The sequence below is a fragment of the Pedomonas mirosovicensis genome (assembly GCF_022569295.1).
Classification (GTDB): Bacteria; Pseudomonadota; Alphaproteobacteria; order Sphingomonadales; family Sphingomonadaceae; genus Pedomonas; species Pedomonas mirosovicensis.
On record NZ_JAKFIA010000001.1, the window covers coordinates 710,637 to 731,005 of the forward strand.

Sequence of the window (20,369 nt, forward strand, 5' to 3'; positions counted from 1 at the left end):
CCATGTACATGGAGTTTTACAAGCTGAACGGCCGCCCGTTCCAGCTCACCCCCGACCCGCGCTTCTATTTCGATACGCGGACCCACAAGAAGGCGATGGCCTACCTCACCTACGGCATCAACCAGGGGGAGGGGTTCATCATCATCACCGGGGACATCGGCGCGGGCAAAACCACGCTGGTTGGCCACCTGTTCGATGCGCTGGACAAGACCCGCTTCCTGCTTGCCAAGATCGTCAGCACCCAGCTGGATGCGGACAACACGCTGAAGATGGTGGCCAACGCCTTCGGCATCGGCACCGACGGGCTGGAGAAGTCGGCCATCCTTCACCGCATCGAGGACTTCCTGCGCTCCCAGCACCGCGAGGGGCGGCGGGTGCTGCTCATCGTCGATGAGGTGCAGAACCTGCCGGTCTCGGCGCTGGAGGAGTTGCGGATGCTCTCCAACTTCCAGGAGGGCAACCGGGCCTTGCTCCAGATCTTCCTGCTCGGCCAGCCGGAGTTCCGCGACAAGCTGGCCCTCTCGCCCGAGCTGGAGCAGCTGCGTCAGCGCGTGATCGCCACCCACCACCTGGAGCCGATGCAGGAGGAGGAGGTGCCGGGCTACGTCTACCACCGCCTCAAGCTGTGCGGCTGGCAGAACGACCCCATGTTCACACCCGAGGCCTTCTCCTTGATGTTCGAATATTCGGGCGGCGTGCCGCGGCGGCTCAACAACCTGTGCTCGCGCGTGCTGCTGTTCGGCGCGCTCGAGGAGCTGCACGAGATCGACGAGAAGGTGGTGCGCGAGGTCATCGACGATCTCAAGAAGGACCAGACCCCCACCACCGGCCCCAAGCACATCTCGCAGGTGGATACGGTGTCGGGCGTCGGCCCCATGCGCTCCAACATTCCGCCCAAGGTGCGGGCGGAACTGGCCGCGGCGGCCTCCGAGGTCTATCTGAACGGTGCGGAGGCTCATATCCTGCGGCGGCTGGAGGTGCTGGAGCGCTATGTGCGCCAGCACGACCGGACAATCCGGCAGATGTTGGATATTCTCTCCGAATGGGCGGAGAATGCCTCCGACAGCTACTCAAAGACCGGAACCGATGCCCAGTAACGTTTCAACCAACGCTTTCGACGCTCCGGCGACCCCCGAGGAGAACGGCTCCGCGTTCCGCGCCGCACGGGCGGACGGCGCGCGCCTCCGCAACGCCATGACCGTGGACGTGGAGGAGTATTTCCAGGTGGGCGCGTTCGAGCGCTGCATCCGGCGCGAGGACTGGGAGAGCTACGCCAGCCGGGTGGACACCAACACCCGCCGCGTGCTCGACCTGTTCGCCGAGAAGGGCATCCGCGCCACCTTCTTCACGCTGGGATGGGTGGCAGAGCGCCAGCCGCAGCTGATCCGCCGCATCGTGGAGGGCGGGCACGAGCTGGCCTCCCACGGCTACGCCCACGACCGGGTGACGAGCTTTGATGCGCGCGGCTTCCGGGCGGACCTAGAGCGCTCCAAGAAGCTGCTGGAGGATGCGGGCGGCGTTGCCGTGCGCGGTTATCGCGCGCCCAGCTTCTCCATCGGCAAGCGCAACGCCTGGGCGCTCGAGGTGCTGGCGGAGCTGGGCTATGCCTACTCCTCCTCCGTTGCGCCCATTCGGCACGATCATTACGGCTGGCCGGAAGCGCCCCGCTTTGCCTACCAGCCGTTCAAGCAGTTCCCGCTCATCGAGGTGCCCATCACCACCGTGCCGGTGGCCGGGCGCACGCTCTCCTTCGGCGGCGGCTTCTTCCGCCTGCTGCCCTATGGCGTCGCCCGCTGGGCCGTCGCCAAGGTGAACCGGGAGGAGGGGCAGCCGGCGGTGTTCTATTTCCACCCGTGGGAAGTGGACCCGGAGCAGCCGCGCATTGCGGATGCGCCCTTGCGCTCCCGCTTCCGGCACTACACCAACCTCAAGCGCATGTACGCCAAGCTTGATCGCCTGACCGACGACTTCGCGTGGGACCGGATGGACGCCCTGTTCCTGCCCCAGGCTTCGTCCCTCCCGGCGGCGGAGTAGGCGATGGTGCAGGTTGACCTGATCGACGTACGCAGCGGCCGGGACGCCGAGGGCTGGAACGCCTATGTGCGGGCGCACCCCAGCGGCACGCCGTTCCACCTCACCCACTGGGCGCAGGCCATCAACGATGCCTACGGCTATGAGACGCCTTACCTGCGCGCCCGGCGCGGGCAGGAGGTGGTGGGCGTGCTGCCGCTCACCCACGTGCGCTCGGCTTTGTTCGGCAAGTCGCTCATCTCCAACGCCTTCGCGGTCTATGGCGGCCCGCTGGCGGACGATGCGGAGGCCCACGCGGCGCTCGACGCCGAGGCGTGGGTGCTGGCGCAGAAGTTCGGCGTGCCTGCGCTCGAGTATCGCAATCAGGAGCGCTTGCGCCCCGATTGGGCGGCCAAGGCGGAGACCTACGTCACCTTCCGCCGCCCGCTGGCGGTGAGCGAGGATGACAACCTGAAGGCCATTCCCCGCAAGCAGCGGGCGGAGGTGCGCCGCAGCCTGGGCTTCGACCTGGAAACCCTGATCGACCGGAACGTGGACCGGCACTTCGCCGTCTATGCCGAAAGCGTGCGGAACCTGGGCACGCCGGTGTTCCCCAAGCGCTGGTTCGCGGCGCTCCTCAACGCCTATGGGCCGGACGCGGACATCCTCACCGTCGCCAGGGACGGCAAGCCGCTCTCCTCCGTGCTGTCGCTTTACTTCAACGGCGAGGTTGCGCCCTACTACGGCGGCGGCGTTGAGGCGGCGCGCACCTGGCGGGCCAACGACCACATGTACTGGAAGCTGATGCTCCACGCGGTGGAGCGGGGCTGCGACCGCTTCGATTTCGGCCGCTCCAAGGTCGGCACCGGCGCCTTTTCGTTCAAGAAGAACTGGGGGTTCGAGCCGACGCCGCTCGTCTATGAGTACCGGCTGGCGGATGGGCACGCCATGCCCGACCTCAACCCGCTCAACCCCAAGTACAAGCTGATGACCGAAGTGTGGAGCCGCCTGCCATTGCCGGTTGCCAACACGCTTGGCCCCCTGATTGCGCGAGGTCTGGCCTGACGATGGACGTGCTCTTTCTTGCCCACCGCATTCCCTATCCTCCTAACAAGGGGGACAAGATCCGGTCGTGGCACATCCTCAGGCACCTGGCCGAGCGGGCGCGGGTGCATCTGGGCTGCTTCATCGACGATCCCGCAGACATGCAGCATCAGGATACCCTGCGCTCCGTCATTGGCGGGGAAGCCTGCTTCGTGCCCATCAGCCCGCTGGCGTGCAAGGTGCGGGGGCTGAAGGGGTTGATGGACGGCGAGTCCATCACTGCCAGCTACTATCCGCGCCAGCCGCTGGCCAAATGGGCGCAGGATATCGCCCAGCGCCATGGGGTGGAGCGGGTGTTTCTCTATTCCTCCGCCATGTTCCCCTTCGCCACCCCGCTTATCCGCCCCGGCCGCCGGGTGGTGATGGACTTCGTGGATATGGATTCGGATAAGTGGCGGCAATATGCCCAGTCCAAGCGCTGGCCCATGTCCGCCCTCTACAGGCGCGAGGCGGTGAAGGTGCTGGGGCTGGAGCGCACCGCCGCCTACCGGTCGGATGTGTCGCTGTTCGTCACCGACGCGGAAGTTGCCAGCTTCAAGGCGGTGGCGGGTTCCGCCGCGCATGACGTGCGGGCGCTGTTCAACGGCGTCGACCATGAGAAGTTCTCGCCCGATGCGCCGTTCGAGCCGGTGTCGCTTCCCGGCGCCCCCAACCTCGTCTTCACCGGGGCCATGGATTACTGGGCCAATGTGGATGCGGTTGTCTGGTTCGCGGATGAGGTGTTGCCCAAAGTGCGCGCCGCGCTGCCCGAGACGCATTTCACCATCGTCGGCGCGCGGCCAACGGCCGAGGTGCAGAAGCTGGCCAGGCGGCCCGGCATTACGGTTACCGGCACGGTGGACGACGTGCGCCCCTACATTGCGGCGGCCAGCATGGCGGTTGCCCCGCTCAGGATCGCGCGGGGCGTGCAGAACAAGGTGCTGGAAGCGATGGCCATGGCCAAGGCGGTGGTGACGACGCCGGCCGCCGCGCAAGGCATCGCCGCCACGCCGGGCAAGGAGTTTTTGGTGGGGGCTACCGCGCAGTCGGTGGCTGACGCTGTGGTAAGCCTGGCGCAGGATCCCCAGCGGGCGGCGGCCATGGGCCGGGAGGCGCGCAGGCTGGTGCTCGACCGGTATGACTGGGGCCGGTCGCTATCGTTGCTTGATGATTTGCTTGACCTGACGCCTCAGCGGCAGGCCGGGCCTGCCGTTGTTCCCCTTAGCCGAGCATCCGGAGGAGACGCGGCTTGAAACCGGACACGACCACAGCGGACGGCGCTGAGGCGCTGGAGGCCGCAAGCGCCGAAAAGACGGCAACGCCAAAGGCAACAGCCCCGATCCGCTTCGCGCCCATCTGGCGGCCCTATGCGCTGGCATGGCTGGCGGTGGTGGCCGTCATCCTCTTCCTCTTCCGGGCCGAGGCCATCTCCATGGTCGAGAAGTGGGAGAACGACGAGACCTTCGGCCACGCCTGGCTCATCCTGCCCATCGTGCTGTGGCTGGTGTGGATGCGCCGGGGCCTGCTCGCCCAGATCAACCCCCGGCCGTTCTGGTGGGGGCTCGTCCCCATGGCGGGCGCGGCGCTGCTGTGGGTCATAGGCGACGTGGCGAGGGTGGCGTTCGTCGAGCAGTTCGCGCTCATTTTCATGATTCAGGCGAGCGTGCTCACCGTCCTCGGGCTGACGGTGGCGCGCACGCTCATGTTCCCGCTGTTCTACCTGCTGTTCCTGGTGCCGTTCGGCGACCAGGTCATGCCGGCGTTGCAGGACTTCACCGCCCACTTCTCGGTAGCGCTGCTGGAGTGGCTGCAAATCCCCGTCTATCACGACGGCATCTTCATCTCGATCCCGACCGGCGATTTCGAGGTGGCGCAGGCGTGCTCGGGCGTGCGCTTCGTCATCGCCATGCTGGCGGTGGGCAGCCTTTATGCCAACGTGGCCTTCGCCAGCCCGTGGCGGCGCGCGGCGATCATCATCATTTCGCTCATCGTGCCGGTCATCGCCAACGGCTTTCGCGCCTTCGGCATCATCTACATCGCCTACAAGACCAGCAACGAATACGCGGTGGGCGTCGACCACATCGTCTACGGCTGGCTGTTCTTCTCCGTCGTGATGATCGCGGTGCTGCTCATCGGCCGCCTGTTCTCCGATCGCTGGATCGACGATCCGCAAGTGGATGTGGTGGGCAAGGGCTTTACCCGCGTGGCCGCCGGCACGCCCCGGCAGGCGTGGGTGGCGGTGCCCGCCGTGCTCGCCGTCGTCGTGGCGGGCGCGGCCTACGGCAGCTGGATGGACCACCGGGCCGCCAGCGTCACCTTCGCCCAAATGACCCCGCCCGAGGTGGAGGGCTGGCAGGCCACCTCCGCGCCGACGGACTGGAAGCCCCATTTCGCCGGGGCCGACGCCGAGCTGTTCCAGACCTACAGCGACGGCACGCGGACGGTGAGCCTTTATGTCGCTGCCTTTGGCCGCCAGACGGACGACGCCGAGCTGGTCGCCTACGGCCAGACGGCGGTGGCGCCGAGCGATATCTGGACCTGGGCGGCGGCTTTGCCGAACCGGCTCACCATCGGCGGCAAGACGACCGAGGCGCAGGCCATGCAGATCAACGGGCGCGGCAAGGTGCGGGACGTGTGGCAATGGTATTGGGTCAACGGCAAGCTGACCGGAAACCCCTATGTCGCCAAGGTCGAAGGGTTGAAGGCGAAGCTTTTCGGCGGGGACCTTGCGGCGGCCACACTCGTTCTCTCTACGGAGCGGAAGGAAACCACTGTGCGATCCACCGATGACCTGCAGGCGTTCGCGGACCAGCTGGGCCCGGTTGAATCCAGCCTGCGCGGCATCCTCAGCGCCAGTGCAAAGGGGCACCAGTAGCCATGTGTGGCATCAGCGGCATTTTTGATACGCGCGGGGGACGGCGGATCGACCGCAACCTGCTGCAGCGCATGACCAATGTCATCGCCCACCGGGGACCGGACGAGGCGGGGCTGTGGACCGACCCCGGCGTTGGCCTCGGCCATCGCCGCCTGGCGATCATCGACCTGGCCAGCGGCCAGCAGCCCATGGCCACCGGCGACGGCCAGATCGTCGTTACCTACAACGGCGAGATCTACAACTACCAGGAAACCCGCGCTCTGCTGATCGACTGCGGCTACCAGTTCCGCACCAACTGCGACACGGAAGTGATCCTCTACGCCTGGATGGAGTGGGGCGAGGCCTGCCTCCAGCACTTCCGGGGCATGTTCGCCTTCGCCATTTACGACCGGCGCACCGAAACCCTGTTCCTCGCCCGCGACCGGCTGGGCGTGAAGCCGCTCTACTACAGCGTGCTGCCCGATGGGATGGTGGTGTTCGGTTCGGAGCTGAAGGCGCTGCTGCCCTATCCCGGCGTCTCCCGCACCATCGACGAGCAGGCGGTTGAGGACTACTTCGCCTACGGCTACGTGCCAGACCCGCGCACCATCCTGCGCGGCGTCTACAAGCTGCCCGCCGGGCACAGCCTGACGCTGCGGCGCGGACGCTCGATCCCCGAGCCCAAGCCGTATTGGGATATCTCCTTCCACACCACCCACCCCGGCACGGCGGAGGAACTGGGGGAAGAGCTGATCGCGCGGCTGCGCGAAGCGGTGAAGATCCGCCTGGTCTCGGAAGTGCCGCTGGGCGCCTTCCTTTCAGGCGGCGTTGATTCCAGCGCCATCGTCGCCATGATGGCCGGGCTGTCGAACACGCCGGTCAACACCTGCTCCATCGGCTTCGATGCGGCCGGCTACGATGAGTCCGGCTATGCCGAGCGGCTGGCCCAGCGTTACCACACCAATCATCGCAGCCGCCGCGTCTCGCCCGACGACTTCGGGCTGATCGAGCGGCTGGCGCTGGCTTACGACGAGCCCTTCGCCGACGCCTCGGCCCTGCCCACCTACCGGGTGTGCGAGTTGGCGCGGGAGACCGTCACCGTGGCCCTGTCGGGCGACGGCGGCGATGAGATTCTGGCCGGCTACCGGCGCTATCGTTTCCATGCCCATGAGGAGCGGGTGCGCTCCATGCTGCCCCTTGGCCTGCGCTGCTCGCTGTTCGGCTTTCTGGGTCGCGCCTGGCCGAAGATGGACTGGGCGCCGCGCCCCTTGCGCGCCAAGACCACCTTCCAGTCCCTGGGGCTGTCGACGGCTGAAGCCTACTTCAACTCCATCGCCGTGGTGCGCGATGCGGATCGCCAGCGCCTGTTCAGCGACGCGTTCCGCCGCTCCCTGCAGGGGTATCGCGCCAGCGACATCTACCGCGACGTGATGGAGAAGGCCCCGGCGGATGACCCGCTGAGCCAGGCCCAGTATGCCGATCTCAAGGTCTGGCTGCCCGGCGACATCCTCACCAAGATGGACCGGGCCAGCATGGCGGTGAGCCTGGAATCGCGCGAGCCACTGCTCGATCACCAATTGATGGAGTGGGCTGCGGGCATCCCGACGGCCATGCGAATCCGGGGCGGGCAGGGCAAGTGGCTGTTCAAGAAGGCGCTGGAGCCCTACGTGCCGCACGACCTGCTCTACCGGCCCAAGATGGGCTTCGTGGTGCCCATCGACCGCTGGTTCCGTGGCCCGCTGGCGGAGACGGCCCTGTCGTTGGCCTCGAGCGCGACCGTCACCGAGACCGGCTGGTTCAACCCTGAGTTCATCACCCAGGCGGCGCAGGACCACATCAAGGGCCTGCGCGACAACAGCCGCCTGCTTTGGCAGTTGCTTATGTTCGACCTCAGCCTCAAACATCTGGTCAACCAACCTGCAGCTGCCGGAGTCTGACGAATGGCGCACCTCCTCCGGGCGGCCGTTGCGCTGCCGCGTTTGCTCGCGCTGGCGCTGGTTTTCGCCAGCGCGCTGGCGCCCGCTCCGGCATTGGCCAACCTGGTGGAAGCTGTTCGCAGAGTGCAGCCGTCGGTCGTGGGCATCACCACCTTCCGGGTGATGCGGCCACTTGCCTCGCATCTGGCGGGCACTGGCTTCGTGGTGGGTGACGGCCAGCATGTCATCACCAACAGCCATGTCATTCATTCGGATTCGAGCAAGGGCGGCCAGCAGGCGCTGTTCGCGCTGGTGAAAAACGGCAGCGATGTGGACCGGCGCACGCTCACCGTCGTGGCGGAGGATCCGGCGCACGACCTGGCCCTGCTCCGCATGTCCGGCGATCCGCTGCCCGCCGTGCAACTGCGGGCAGAACCCGAGCTGCTGCCGGAAGGCTCCAGCATCGCCGTCACCGGCTTTCCCATCGGCACCGTGCTGGGGCTTTACCCGGCGACGCAGGCGGGCATCGTCTCTGCGCGCACGCCCAACGTCAGCCCGCAGCCGGACAGCCGCTTTCTCGACGCCGCCTTTGTGACCACCCCGCGCTATGAGGTCTACCAGCTCGATCTGGTGGCCTACCCCGGCCACAGCGGCAGCCCGCTCTATAATGCGGAAACCGGCGAAGTGATCGGCATTCTGAACGCCACCTTCATCAAGTCGACGCGGGAAAAGGTCATCGCCGATCCCAGCGGCATCGCCTACGCCATTCCGGCCGGGTTCATCCGTCAGTTGCTCACAGCAAACGGCATCCAGCCGTAGCAGCTACGGCTGGCGGCGCATTCCGATTGGCGGGCAGGTTTAGCGGAGCTGTTGTTCCGCTTGGCTAGCCGATTGCCTGGCCTGGGGTTTTGCCGGGGACGATGCCTTTTCCGTATCCGACGCGCCGCCGGCGGCCGGCGCGATATCGGCCACGCCCACGGCCTCCTCCGAGCTTGCCATCAGGGCGGCCGCGTTGGCCCCGCGTTCCTCGCTCGAGTCCCGGATCAGCTGGTAGAACAGAACGACCGCGCACCCCCAGCCAATCACGATTCCTGCAACCCATACCAGGATGGAATTTCGGAGCGAAAGGCGGCCCGTGCCCTGATCGAGACGTGTCATGTTTCTCTCCCCGGCCTCCGGCCGAATACTCTACGGCCCTTGGTATCGACCCCCGTGTACAACAAGACTGCCAGACGCGACCCGCGACGCGGCAGCCTGCCTGCATCGCCCCCGGAAAAGGCAGCGCTGCCAGCGTTACGATTTAGAAGCAATTTTTGGGCCAGCCTGAGACGAGGTTGAAAATATATAATAAATTCAAGGCGCAGCTAAATGGCTGCCCGAGAACGTTTCGGGGAAGATGTAAAATCTATCGACGCAGGACGCCATATGCGACGCCCGGTTGCATTCATATGCCACCGGGACGCGCCAGCCTGTGCGCCTGGCTTTAGCAGGCCAAGGTTACAATCATGCGGCAAGGCTGCCGGTGGGCGGATGGCCGCCGGGGCGCCTGGTTCTGGAAAAGCTTTCAGGCTGTTAGCGGACGGTCTCCGTCTCCGCTTCGCTGTCCAGCGCGTACCCGGCGGAACGAACGGTGCGGATCACGTCCGGCAGGTCGCCGACGTTCAGCGCCTTGCGGAGACGGCGGATGTGCACATCGACCGTCCGCAGCTCCACCTCCACGTCATGGCCCCACACCGAATCCAGCAGCTGCTCGCGGGAGAACACCCGGCGCGGATGCTCCATGAAGTGGCGCAGCAGCCGGAATTCAGTGGGCCCAAGCGCGATGGCCTTGCCGTCGCGCACCACCTTGTGGGTGGTGGTGTCCAGCTCGATGCCGCCGAAGGACAGCGGCGCGCCGGTCAGTGCCGGGCGCAGGCGGCGCAGCACCGCCTTCATGCGGGCGATCAGCTCGCGCGGGGAGAAGGGCTTGGTGATGTAATCATCGGCGCCCGTCTCCAGCCCCCGGATGCGGTCCCCTTCTTCCGAACGCGCCGTCAGCATCAGGATCGGCAGGTTGGCGGTTTCCGGCAGGCGGCGCAGGCGGCGGCAGACCTCGATGCCCGAGAGGTAGGGGATCATCCAGTCCAGAATGGCGATGTCGGGCTGGCGTTCCTCGGCCAGCGCCATGGCTTCCTCGCCGTCTCCGGCATGGATGACCTCAAAGCCTTCCTGTTCCAGGTTGTAGGTGAGCAGCTCCGTCAGGCTGACATCGTCCTCGACCAGCAGAACCTTGGGCTTCATGGGTTATTCCGCCGATTTGTTGACAAGGGCGTAGGCGGTTTCATCCCCTTTCGGGCGATCCGTATCCATGTAGCTGCCCGTCACGTTGAAGTAGATGATTTCCGCGATGTTGGTCGCGTGGTCGCCGATCCGCTCCAGGTTCTTGGCAATGAACATCACATGGGTGGACGGCGTGATCTGCTGCGGGTTCTCCATCATGTAGGTGAGGAGCGAGCGGAACAGGCTATTGTAGAAGTCGTCCACGCTCTTGTCGCGCGACCACACCGCCCGGGCCTTGTCGGCATCGCGGGAGCCGTAGGCGTCCAGCACGTCCTTCAGCATGTGGGTGACGGTGCGGCCCATCTCCGGCACGATGACCAGCGGCTCGATCGGCTCCACCTGCGAGAGCACGGTCGCGCGCTTGGCGATGTTCTTGGCGTAGTCGCCAATGCGCTCCAGGAGCGCCGCGATTTTGAGGGCCGAGATCACCTCGCGCAGGTCGTCCGCCAGCGGCTGGCGGCGGGCGATGGTCTGGATGGCGTTGCGTTCGGCGGCCACTTCCAGATCATCGAGAGCGCGGTCGCCTTCCACAACCTTCCGGGCCATTTCCGGATTGCGGGTGGCCAGCGCCTCGATGGCCCCCATGATCTGGGCCTCGGCCAGGCCGCCCATCTGCGAGATGTACGACCGGAGCTGCCGCAGGTCCTCGTCGAACGATTTGACGGTGTGCATGTTGGCCATGACGCCCTTCTCCTTAAACCCGAGCCAGCTCAGCCATAACGGCCGGTGATGTAGTCCTTGGTCTTGTCCTTCTTCGGATTGGTGAAGATTTCCGAAGTGGGACCGTATTCCACCAGATCGCCCAGATGGAAGAAAGCCGTCTTCTGGCTGACGCGGGCGGCCTGCTGCATGTTGTGTGTCACGATGACGATGGCGTAGCGCCCGCGCAGGTCCTCGATCAGCTCCTCGATCTTGGCGGTGGCGATCGGATCGAGCGCCGAGCAGGGCTCGTCCATCAGGATCACCTCCGGGTTCACCGCGATAGCGCGGGCGATGCACAGGCGCTGCTGCTGGCCGCCGGACAGGGCGGTGCCGCTGTCGTTCAGCCGGTCCTTCACCTCGTCCCACAGGCCCGCCTTCTGGAGGCTGGTGGCGACGACCTCATCGAGATCCGCCTTGGACTTGGCCAGGCCATGGATGCGCGGGCCGTAGGCGATGTTCTCGTAGATCGACTTGGGGAAGGGGTTGGGCTTCTGGAACACCATGCCGACGCGGGCGCGCAGCTGCACCACGTCCATCTGGCGGTCGTAGATGTCCTCGCCATCGAGGCGGATATCGCCGACCACCCGGGCCGCCGCCACGGTGTCGTTCATGCGGTTGAGACAGCGCAGAAACGTGGACTTGCCGCAGCCCGACGGGCCGATGAACGCCGTCACCTCGTCGGCGCGCACGTCGATGGAGACGCCTTTGAGGGCGTGCTTCTCGCCGTAGTAAACGTTCACATCGCGGGCCGTCATCTTGAGGGCGCTGTTGGTGGCTTCAGTCATTGGCGTCTCGTTGTTTGCATACATGGCGGTCAGCCCCGTGTTTCTAGCCGGTTACCAGCGGCGCTCGAACTTCTGGCGCAGGTAAATGGCCAGGCCATTCATCAGCATCAGGAAGACGAGGAGCACCAGGATGGCGGCGGAGGTTTTCTCCACGAAGCCGCGCTCGATACTATCAGACCACAGGAACACCTGAACGGGCAGAACCGTTGCGGGGTCTTCCAGGGAGCGGGGCACATCCACGATGAAGGCGCGCATGCCGATCATGAGCAGCGGCGCCGTCTCGCCCAGCGCGCGGGCCATGCCGATGATGGTGCCGGTCAGGATGCCCGGCATCGACAGCGGCACCACGTGGTGGAACACCACCTGGAGCGGCGATGCGCCGATGCCGCGGGCGGCATCGCGGATCGACGGCGGCACGGCGCGGATGGCGACGCGGCTGGCGATCACGATGGTCGGCAGGGTCATCAGCGCCAGCGTCAGGCCGCCGACGAGCGGGGCCGAGCGCGGCATCCCGAAGGTGCCGAGGAACACGGCGAGGCCGAGCAAGCCGAAGATGATCGACGGCACGGCGGCCAGGTTGTTGATGTTGACCTCGATGAAGTCGGTGATCCGGTTCTTCGGCGCGAACTCCTCAAGGTACACCGCCGTCAGCACGCCGATGGGGAAGGAGATGAGGAGCGTGACGAACAGGGTGAGCAGCGAGCCCACCGTCGCGCCCCATACCGAGGCCAGTTCGGGATCGCGGCTGTCCGCGCTGGTGAAGAAGCGGGTGTTGAAGGCGGTGCGAACGTCGCCCGAGGCTTCCAGCTTCTCGAAATAGGCCAGCATGTCGTCGGAGATGCGGCGCACGCCCTCCGGCGCATCGCGGCGGATGTTGCCCTTGCGCAGCATATCGAAGTCGGAAGCGGCCGGCACCCACACCGGCACGGTCTTGCCGAACAGCGAGGGGTTGGCGAGCAGGTGATCGCGCAAGATGGTGGAAGTCGCCTGGCTCACCATCCGCTCGGCGCGCATGATCTCGTTGGGGTCTGCGATACCGAGCTTTGCCGCCAGCGCATCGCCCGCCAGGAGGCCGTAGTCGGCGTTCCGCAGCGTCTCGAGGCCGTTCGGACCCTTCACATCCGCCGCGCTCACGCCCAGCGATTGCTCGGTGTAGGCGACGTTGAGGCGGACCTCGGTCGCCTCGAAGCCGGGCAGGCCGTTGCGGACCATGGTGAACAGCAGGAAGGCCAGGAACGCGCCCGCGAAGGTAAGGGCGACGAGCCCCATGGTGCGGAACAGCTTCTCCGAGCGGTAGCGTTTGCGGATGCGCGCCACCATCTCCGGCGACTTCCAGTCGGTCGGGCGCTGCATGGTCTCTTCCTCTGCCGGGCGGGAGGTCATGGCGGCGTTATTCATAAGCTTCCCGATACTTCTTCACGACCCGGAGGGCGTAGACGTTGAGGGCCAGGGTGACAAGGAACAGCACCAGGCCGAGCGCGAAGGCCGAGAGGGTCTTGGCCGAGTCGAACTCCTGGTCGCCGGTGAGCAGAGCCACGATCTGGGTCGTCACGGTGGTGACGGACTGGAAGGGATTGGCGGTCATGTTGGCGGCAAGGCCGGCCGCCATCACCACGATCATGGTCTCGCCGATGGCGCGGGAGACCGCCAGCAGGAAGCCGCCGACGATGCCGGGCAGGGCGGCGGGAATGAGCACCTTGCGGATGGTCTCCGAGGGCGTGGCGCCAAGCGCCAGCGAGCCGTCCTTCATCGCGCTCGGCACGGCGGTGATGGCGTCGTCCGACAGCGAGGACATGAACGGAATAATCATCACGCCCATCACGAGGCCGGCGGCCAGCGCGCTTTCGGAGGAGGGGTCCGACAGGCCGATCGCGTAGCCGAACTGGCGCACCAGCGGCGCGACGGTGAGCGCGGCGAAGTAGCCGTAAACCACGGTCGGCACGCCGGCCAGGATCTCGAGGATCGGCTTCATCCACTTGCGGAAGCGCGAGCTGGCGTACTGCGTGAGGTAAATGGCCGAAAGCAAGCCGATGGGAACGGCGACCGCCATGGCGATGATGGTGATGAACGCCGTGCCCCAGAACAGCGGCACCGCGCCGAACGCGCCGGACGAGCCCACCTGATCGGCGCGGATCGCCTGCTGCGGGCTCCAGTGCGTGCCGAACAGGAACTCGATGGGGGAAACCTTGTCGAAGAAGCGCAGGCTCTCGAACAGCAGGGAGAAGACGATGCCCAGCGTCGTCATGATGGCGACGATGGAGGCAATGATGAGCAGACCCATCATGAAGCGCTCGACGCGCGTGCGGGCGCGGAACTGCGGTTTCACGCGGGTAAAGGCATAGAAGAAGCCAAGAAGCGCGAGCGCGCCGGCAAGGGCGGCGACGACCCAGTTGGCGCGGGTGGCAATGGCCTTGTACTGGGCGGCGGCTTCTTCGGCGCCGGGGCTGAAGGCGTAGTCCGACGTGCCCTCGGCCAGGCTCCGCACCTCGTTCAGGAACATCTGGCGGGCAATGCCGGGCTCCGGCTGCATCTCGGCCGGCAGGCTGTTGATGACGCTTGGGCCGATGTAGCTGGGGGCGAAGAGGCTCCACGCCACCACCAAGAGGGCGGCGGGCAGAAACACCCAGATGAAGCTGAACCAGCCGTGGTAGTTGGGCCGGGAGTGAACCGCGCGGAAATCGGCCTGGAACTGCGCGGCGCGGCCGCGGGAAACAAGGAATCCGATGGTTGCGAGGCCAAGAAGCAGGAGCACGAGGGCAGATAAGGGCATACCAACCACCAGTTCAGCATAAGGACAAGGGGAGCGACCCTTGCGGGACCGCTCCCCTTGCGTGTGTATTTTACTTCACGCTCGCCGGGTCAAGCGGCTTGAGCGTCTTGGCGATCTTCGCCGCCTCGGCGCGGACCTTGTCCGTCGAGGCGACCAGACCGCGGCGGGCAAGGTATCCGCGCGGACCCCAGGTGCTCTCCTTGCTGTATTCGGCAAGGAATTCCTTGATGCCGGGGATCGGGCCGATGTGCTGGGCCTTCACGTAGATGTAAAGGGCGCGCGCGGCCGGATACTTGAAGGTCTGGATGTTGGCGTAGGTCGGCTCCACGCCGTCGACCTTGATGCCGCGCAGCTTGTCCTGATTCTCTTCCAGGAAGCTGTAGCCGAAGGCGCCGACGGCCTGCGGGTTGGCCACCAGCTTCTGAACAATCAGGTTGTCGTTCTCGCCGGCCTCGATGTAGGCGCCGTCCTCGCGCAGCGTGACGCACATGGCCTCGGCCTTCTTCTTGTCGGCCTCTTCCATCTTCTTCATCTGCGGGAAGGTCTTGCAGCCGGCGAGCATGAGCAGCTCGTTCAGCGAGTCGCGGGTGCCGGAGGTCGGCGGCGGGCCGATCAGCTCGATCTTGTTGGCCGGCAGCTTGGCGTTCACGTCCTTCCAGGTGCGGGCGGTGTTCTTCTTGCCCAGCGGCTGGGCGGCGAGCGCCTTGTAGACGTCGGCGCGGGTCAGCTCCATGGCCGGGCCGTTCTTGGCCTGGGCCAGGACCAGACCGTCAAGGCCGACCTGAATCTCGATGATCTTGGTCACGCCGTTCTGGGCGCACTGCTTGATCTCGGAGGCCTTGATGCGGCGCGAGGCGTTGGCGATATCGGGCGTGTTGGCGCCCACGCCCGCGCAGAACAGCTTGAGACCGCCGCCGGTGCCGGTCGATTCCACGATGGGGGCCTTGAACTTGGGGTTCGAGCGGGCGAACTGCTCGGCCACCGCGGTCGTGAACGGATAGACCGTCGACGAGCCAACCACGCGAATCTGATCGCGCGCTTCAGCGTTGTCGGCGCAAGCGGCCGTCAACGTCGCAGTAGCGACTGCGATCATCAGGCTCTGTTTCAGCACTTTCGGATCTCCTCATTTGGCCGGGCATATCCCGCGCCATCTCTTCTCGTGGCGGCCGTCAAACCAAGCGAACTGCGAGTAATCACGCATCCTTATGTTGCCGGCTCCGGCGCCGCCTTCTGGCAGGAACCCCTCTATGCCTTTTATGTTGCAAGTCTGTGACAAGGGTTTGTTACAGTTTTATGACAAGCTTGAAAAAGAGGAGATTAGGCCGCTTCCGCCGGGGTTTCGGCCGTTTCGGCGGGCAGAGTGAAGGCAACGGTCGTGCCCACGCCCAGCCGGCTCTGGATCGTCAATTCGCCCCGGTGCTTCTCGACGATGTGCTTGACGATGGCGAGGCCCAGCCCCGTGCCGCCCAGCTTGCGCGAGCGCGCCGTGTCCACGCGGTAGAATCGCTCGGTCAGGCGGGGCAGGTTTTCCGGCGCGATGCCTTCTCCCTGGTCCGTGACGGCGATTCGCACGTGCAGGGGCTGGCCAGTCTTCGGGTTGGTCACCACATCGGCCTCCAGCGTAATGACCGTGCCCGTGCGGCCATATTTGATCGCGTTCGAGACGAGGTTGTGGAGCACCTGCAGCACCTGGTCGCGATCGGCGATCACCTTGGGCAGGCTTTCCGGCACCTGCACGTCGAGGCGCCGCTTGTCCGTCTCCAGCCGCATCGCCTGGGCCTGGCCGACCTGGCTGAGCAGCGGGCGCACGTCCAGCCTGGTCGAGGGGCGCACGTGCTTGTCCATCTCGATGCGGGACAGGGAGAGCAGGTCGTCGATCAAGCGGGCCATGCGCGCCGCTTCCTCGCCCATGATGCTGAGAAAGCGGACGCGGGCGGCCTCGTCCCTGGCGGCGGGGCCCTGCAGGGTTTCGATGAAGCCGATCAGCGTTGCCAGCGGCGTGCGAAGCTCGTGGCTGGCATTGGCGACAAAGTCCACCCGCATCTGGTCGGTGAGCCGGGCCTTGGTAATGTCGCGCATCCACACCAGCAGCAGACCCTCGTCGCCGCTGAGGGGGCGCGCGCCGAGCACGTAGGTGGCCTCGACGGGCGCGAGGAACTGCACCTCCCGTTCGGTCGGCGCGCCGCCCGCCGCGACGCTGCGGATCGCCTCCATCGCCCCCGGCTGGCGCAGAAACAGCGCCAGGGTCTCGCCCTCGGACACGCCGCCCAGGAGCGTGCGGGCTTCGCGGTTGACGCGGTGGACGGTCAGGTCCCGGTCGATTATAAGAAGGGGCTCGTTGATGGCCTCGAGAATCTGGCGCACCCGGTCCTGGGCCAGCCGGGTCCGAAGCTCGGCGTTAAGATTGCGCTCGCGTTCCAGCGCGCCCTCGCGATCGCGGGCCTCGCTGTCATAGGCGATGGCAATGACGACCATGGCGGCGACAACCGCGCAGGCTGCCGCCGCGAGAGTGTCGTCGGCGAACAGGGCGACGGTCAGGAATACGGCCAGAGCGGCAGCGCTTGCGGCGAGCAGACGACGGAGCAAGCGCTTTGTAATTGAATCCATGGTTATCTCGTTGGTAGCGATCTGGCGGATGTTCGTCGGTTTTTTTTACAATTTTGAGGCAAGCTGACCTTAACAGTAAAAAAATGCCGCTCGGATTCAGTTAGTTATGGATGTGGTACGGATTTTGCTCGGGTTGGGAACCGAACGACGTCTTAAGTGCTTGATACATCGAAGCCTTGATACATCGAGACAAGATCCCACGCTGAGATGACGGCCACCAGTTTTGCGTAATGGACGACGCATCACTAAAACCTAAGTGAGCAAGAAGGTGAAGGATGAGCGAGCGTAAACCCCATGCTGACGTGGCGTCGCGGCGCCATCTTCTGAAATTGGGTGCGATGGCCGCGCCCGCCGTCATCACACTGGCGCCGGCCAGCGCCCGGGCGGCAACCTCGGTTCTGCATTGCTTCGTTCCCATGCCGACAAGCGTGAACGAGCGGGGCGAGCCCTGCTCCGGCGCGACCCAGTCCAGCCAGCAGGTGGCCGGCACTTCTGACAGCACCGGCATGGCCATGGGTCATACCATGGAACAGAGTAACGCCCACGGGCTGTCGGTCGGCCATGATAAGACGCAGACCGGCCAGACTTCCGGCTCCATGTGCTATCTGGGTCCGGACAGCGGTGGCCTGACGGCCCAGCAAATTCAGAACGGCTTCGGCATCGACGGCATCAGCGCCGACAAGGACCAGTACGATGCCTATGTCGCCTACCTCAACAAGGTGAAGCAGGAGCACGGCGCGGGCGTCTCCTGCCTGATGAGCCTGGATCTTGCCCAAGGCTGATTGTCTTAGAGCTTCTCCTAAGGGCGACTTACCTGCCGGCAGGGCGCTGTTTCGCGTGCGTGCGATTGCATGAACCTGAAGTTCCGGTCTTCGCTCAGCCGGGATTGCGTCGTTCAGCCGGTGGATGGCCTGTTCCTGGTGTTCTTTCGTCCCTCCGGCCAGACTCACCTGCTGCCGGTGCAATCCTTCGCCCTGCTTGAATTGCTGGACGAAAACAGCCTCAGCGTGCCCGAGATTCCCGCGGCGCTCGCGGCGCGTTATGATGTGGAGCCGGAGGTTGGCATCGAGGGCGTCGTGGAGCGGCAGTTGCGGGAGTTGCAGGCAGCAGGCCTTGTTGAGGCCGCAACGTAATGACGGCGGGTGAAGCGCTTCGCCAGCGGGGCTGGCGCGCCATGACCGTGCGTGTCGGCCCGATCGACTATCGGTTGGCGACGCCGGTGGAGACCGTCTGGCGGGAGTTGTCCGCCCTCTACCGCGACTATCCGCGCGACGACCCGCAGCATTGCCCGGAATTTGAGGTATCGGTTCGCCTCACCAGCTGGTGGCGGCGATTCGCCCGGCCGCAGATCGAGCTGCGCGCCGATATCATGGGGCCATTCGCGCCGCTGCCCGCCAGCCTGGGGCAGGTGGCGTTCGAAATGGGCATGAACTACCAGCTGGCGATGGGGCTCAACCGCTACCTCCTGCTCCATGCCTCGGCGGTGGAGCGGGAGGGGGAGTGCGTCCTCTTCTCCGCCGAATCGGGCTCGGGCAAAAGCACGCTGGCGGCGGGGCTGGCCTATGCGGGCTGGCGGCTGCTGGGGGACGAATTCGCCCTCATCGAGCCGCGCACCGGGCTCGCCCGCCCGTTCCCCCGGCCGATTTCCCTCAAGAACCGGTCGATCGACGTGATGATGGAGCGCGCGCCCGCCGAGCGGTTCAGCCGCCGCTATACCGGCGCGCCCAAGGGCACGCTCGGCTACCTGCTGCCGCCGTCAGACGCTATCTCCCGCATGAGTGAGCCCGCCCGGCCGCGCTGCGTCGTCTTTCCCAAGTTCCAGCCAGACAGCACGCCCGCCATCCGCCGGGTGCCGGTGGCGGAGGCGCATATTCTGCTGGTGGCCAGTTCCACCAACTACCAGACCCTGGGCGAGGCGGGCTTTCGCGCCATGGCCAATCTGCTCGATGCCTGCCCGGCCTATGCCATCACCTACCCCTCGCTCGATGCCGCAACGCGGCTGGTCGACCAGGTGTGGCAGGACAGCGGGGCGCAGGCCCCGGCGAGGCGGCGGCATGGCTGAGACGCCTGCGCTTCTGCTCTGCCGTCTGCTGCGAACGCCGGGCGATGGCCTTGGCTTGCCGCCCGCGACGTGGTCCGACGCGTTGCGCTGCGCCCGGCGCGAGGGGCTGGCGGGGGTGCTGGCGGGCCGCCTGCGTGAGACGGGCGTGTGGGACCGCTTGTCGATGCAGGTGCGCGCCATTCTGGAAGATGCGGAGATTGCGGTTGCCCGCAGCCACGTGGTTGCCGGGTGGGAAGCGCGGCAGGCGCGGGCGGCGCTGAAACCGCTGGGCTGCCCCGTCATCCTGCTCAAGGGCTCGGCCTATGCGCTGGCGGGCCTGCACGCGGGGCGGGGCCGGGCGGCGGGGGATCTCGATATCCTCATTCCCCGCTCTTACCTCGGCGCGGCGGAGGCGCAGTTGCAGGAAGCGGGCTGGAGCTTCGTTCACACCGACTCCTATGACATGCACTATTACCGGGCATGGATGCACGAGCTGCCGCCCATGGTGCACGGAACGCGCGGGACGGAGCTGGACGTGCACCACACCGTCCTGCCGCTGACGGCGCGTGCGAAACCTGATGCAAGGGCGCTGGTGCGCGACGCCCGGCCGCTGGCCGACAGCGGCCTTTCCATCCTCGCGCCCGCCGACATGGTGCTGCACAGCGCCGCCCACCTGTTCCACGGCGGGGACATGGTCAAACCCCTGCGGAACCTGTGGGACATTCATGCCCTCCTCACCGAGTTCGGCCAAAGCCCCGCCTTCTGGCCGGACCTTGCCGAGCGAGCCCGCCTTCACGGGCTTGGCCGCACGCTCGCCTACGCCCTGCGCTACGCCAGCCGGTTGTTCGGCACGGCCATTCCCGCCGCGACGATGTCTGAGGCCGCCCAGGCCCTGCCTGCCCAGCCGCTGCTCTGGCTGATGGACCGGCTGTTCCTCACCACCTTCCGCCACGCCGGGGCGGCGGAAGATGGCACGGCGGCGTATCTGGCGGGCCTCCTGCTCCTCATCCGCTCCCACTGGCTGAAGATGCCGCCCCTGCTGCTGGCGCGGCACCTGTGGACCAAATGGCGCCGCCGCAGCGTTGGCGGGCAGCACCGCGTGGTCCAGTCGCGCACTCCCGCCTAGCGCACCCCTACCGGCACCAAGGCGTCACCTCGAAAGAAGGGTTAAGGGGGTCTTGGACCCCCTTACGATCCCCCATTTGTTTTGAACGGGACGCACCCGGTCGTGCGGATGCGCCAACGTTGACAGTCCGGAGAGCCTTATGGCCTGTGCAGAACG

The 20,369-nt window shown here is 66.1% G+C and carries 19 protein-coding genes; 11 read left to right on the forward strand and 8 right to left on the reverse strand.

Annotation, left to right across the window (positions count from 1 at the left end; all coding sequences use genetic code 11):
* Positions 1–2 precede the first annotated feature (2 nt).
* The 7 genes from L0C21_RS03295 (at position 3) to L0C21_RS03325 (ending at position 8,682) form a co-directional block, all read left to right on the forward strand.
* Positions 3–1,097 carry an XrtA/PEP-CTERM system-associated ATPase gene (locus tag L0C21_RS03295; RefSeq protein ID WP_259277005.1) on the forward strand — a complete coding sequence of 365 codons (1,095 nt, stop codon included), beginning with the start codon at positions 3–5 and terminating at the stop codon, positions 1,095–1,097.
* 97 nt (positions 1,098–1,194) lie between these two features.
* Positions 1,195–2,034, forward strand: a complete 840-nt coding sequence (locus L0C21_RS03300; protein ID WP_259278804.1) for an XrtA system polysaccharide deacetylase — start codon at positions 1,195–1,197, stop codon at positions 2,032–2,034.
* A gap of 3 nt (positions 2,035–2,037) precedes the next feature.
* On the forward strand, positions 2,038–3,075 hold the full coding sequence (locus L0C21_RS03305; RefSeq protein WP_259277006.1) for a FemAB family XrtA/PEP-CTERM system-associated protein: 1,038 nt from the start codon (positions 2,038–2,040) through the stop codon (positions 3,073–3,075).
* A gap of 2 nt (positions 3,076–3,077) precedes the next feature.
* Complete coding sequence (locus L0C21_RS03310) at positions 3,078–4,346, forward strand: TIGR03087 family PEP-CTERM/XrtA system glycosyltransferase (protein ID WP_259277007.1); 1,269 nt, start codon at positions 3,078–3,080, stop codon at positions 4,344–4,346.
* On the forward strand, positions 4,343–5,968 hold the full coding sequence (xrtA, locus tag L0C21_RS03315; protein WP_259277008.1) for an exosortase A: 1,626 nt from the start codon (positions 4,343–4,345) through the stop codon (positions 5,966–5,968). The genes L0C21_RS03310 and xrtA overlap by 4 nt, the downstream gene beginning before the upstream one ends.
* A 2-nt stretch (positions 5,969–5,970) precedes the next feature.
* A complete protein-coding gene (locus tag L0C21_RS03320; RefSeq protein WP_259277009.1) occupies positions 5,971–7,884 on the forward strand; it encodes an XrtA/PEP-CTERM system amidotransferase in 1,914 nt (637 codons plus the stop codon).
* A gap of 3 nt (positions 7,885–7,887) precedes the next feature.
* Positions 7,888–8,682: a S1 family peptidase gene (locus L0C21_RS03325; protein WP_259277010.1), complete on the forward strand. Its 795-nt coding sequence runs from the start codon at positions 7,888–7,890 to the stop codon at positions 8,680–8,682.
* A gap of 39 nt (positions 8,683–8,721) precedes the next feature.
* On the opposite strand, the gene L0C21_RS03330 is transcribed toward L0C21_RS03325, so the two are convergent.
* From L0C21_RS03330 to L0C21_RS03365, 8 genes are all read right to left on the reverse strand, one after another.
* Entirely contained in the window at positions 8,722–9,021 is a 300-nt protein-coding gene (locus L0C21_RS03330) for a hypothetical protein (protein ID WP_259277011.1), read from the reverse strand.
* Positions 9,022–9,435: 414 nt separating this feature from the next.
* A complete protein-coding gene (gene phoB, locus L0C21_RS03335) occupies positions 9,436–10,143 on the reverse strand; it encodes a phosphate regulon transcriptional regulator PhoB (protein WP_259277012.1) in 708 nt (235 codons plus the stop codon).
* Between the two features lie 3 nt (positions 10,144–10,146).
* A complete protein-coding gene (phoU, locus tag L0C21_RS03340; protein WP_259277013.1) occupies positions 10,147–10,863 on the reverse strand; it encodes a phosphate signaling complex protein PhoU in 717 nt (238 codons plus the stop codon).
* 29 nt (positions 10,864–10,892) lie between these two features.
* Entirely contained in the window at positions 10,893–11,669 is a 777-nt protein-coding gene (gene pstB, locus L0C21_RS03345; RefSeq protein WP_259277014.1) for a phosphate ABC transporter ATP-binding protein PstB, read from the reverse strand.
* A gap of 51 nt (positions 11,670–11,720) precedes the next feature.
* Complete coding sequence (gene pstA, locus L0C21_RS03350) at positions 11,721–13,067, reverse strand: phosphate ABC transporter permease PstA (RefSeq protein ID WP_259277015.1); 1,347 nt, start codon at positions 13,065–13,067, stop codon at positions 11,721–11,723.
* Positions 13,060–14,439 carry a phosphate ABC transporter permease subunit PstC gene (gene pstC, locus L0C21_RS03355; protein ID WP_259277016.1) on the reverse strand — a complete coding sequence of 460 codons (1,380 nt, stop codon included), beginning with the start codon at positions 14,437–14,439 and terminating at the stop codon, positions 13,060–13,062. Before pstC ends, pstA begins: the two co-directional genes overlap by 8 nt.
* A 70-nt stretch (positions 14,440–14,509) precedes the next feature.
* A complete protein-coding gene (locus tag L0C21_RS03360) occupies positions 14,510–15,532 on the reverse strand; it encodes a substrate-binding domain-containing protein (protein WP_259278805.1) in 1,023 nt (340 codons plus the stop codon).
* Positions 15,533–15,756: 224 nt separating this feature from the next.
* Positions 15,757–17,046, reverse strand: coding sequence for a sensor histidine kinase (locus L0C21_RS03365; protein WP_259277017.1), 1,290 nt, complete (start codon positions 17,044–17,046; stop codon positions 15,757–15,759).
* Positions 17,047–17,321: 275 nt separating this feature from the next.
* On the opposite strand from L0C21_RS03365, the gene L0C21_RS03370 reads away from it, so the two are divergent.
* The 4 genes from L0C21_RS03370 (at position 17,322) to L0C21_RS03385 (ending at position 20,213) form a co-directional block, all read left to right on the forward strand.
* Complete coding sequence (locus L0C21_RS03370) at positions 17,322–17,828, forward strand: hypothetical protein (RefSeq protein WP_259277018.1); 507 nt, start codon at positions 17,322–17,324, stop codon at positions 17,826–17,828.
* A 69-nt stretch (positions 17,829–17,897) separates the two neighbouring features.
* Positions 17,898–18,179, forward strand: coding sequence for an HPr-rel-A system PqqD family peptide chaperone (locus L0C21_RS03375; RefSeq protein ID WP_259277019.1), 282 nt, complete (start codon positions 17,898–17,900; stop codon positions 18,177–18,179).
* Positions 18,179–19,108: an HprK-related kinase A gene (locus L0C21_RS03380; RefSeq protein ID WP_259277020.1), complete on the forward strand. Its 930-nt coding sequence runs from the start codon at positions 18,179–18,181 to the stop codon at positions 19,106–19,108. The genes L0C21_RS03375 and L0C21_RS03380 overlap by 1 nt, the downstream gene beginning before the upstream one ends.
* Positions 19,101–20,213 carry a nucleotidyltransferase domain-containing protein gene (locus tag L0C21_RS03385; protein ID WP_259277021.1) on the forward strand — a complete coding sequence of 371 codons (1,113 nt, stop codon included), beginning with the start codon at positions 19,101–19,103 and terminating at the stop codon, positions 20,211–20,213. The genes L0C21_RS03380 and L0C21_RS03385 overlap by 8 nt, the downstream gene beginning before the upstream one ends.
* Positions 20,214–20,369: the final 156 nt, after the last annotated feature.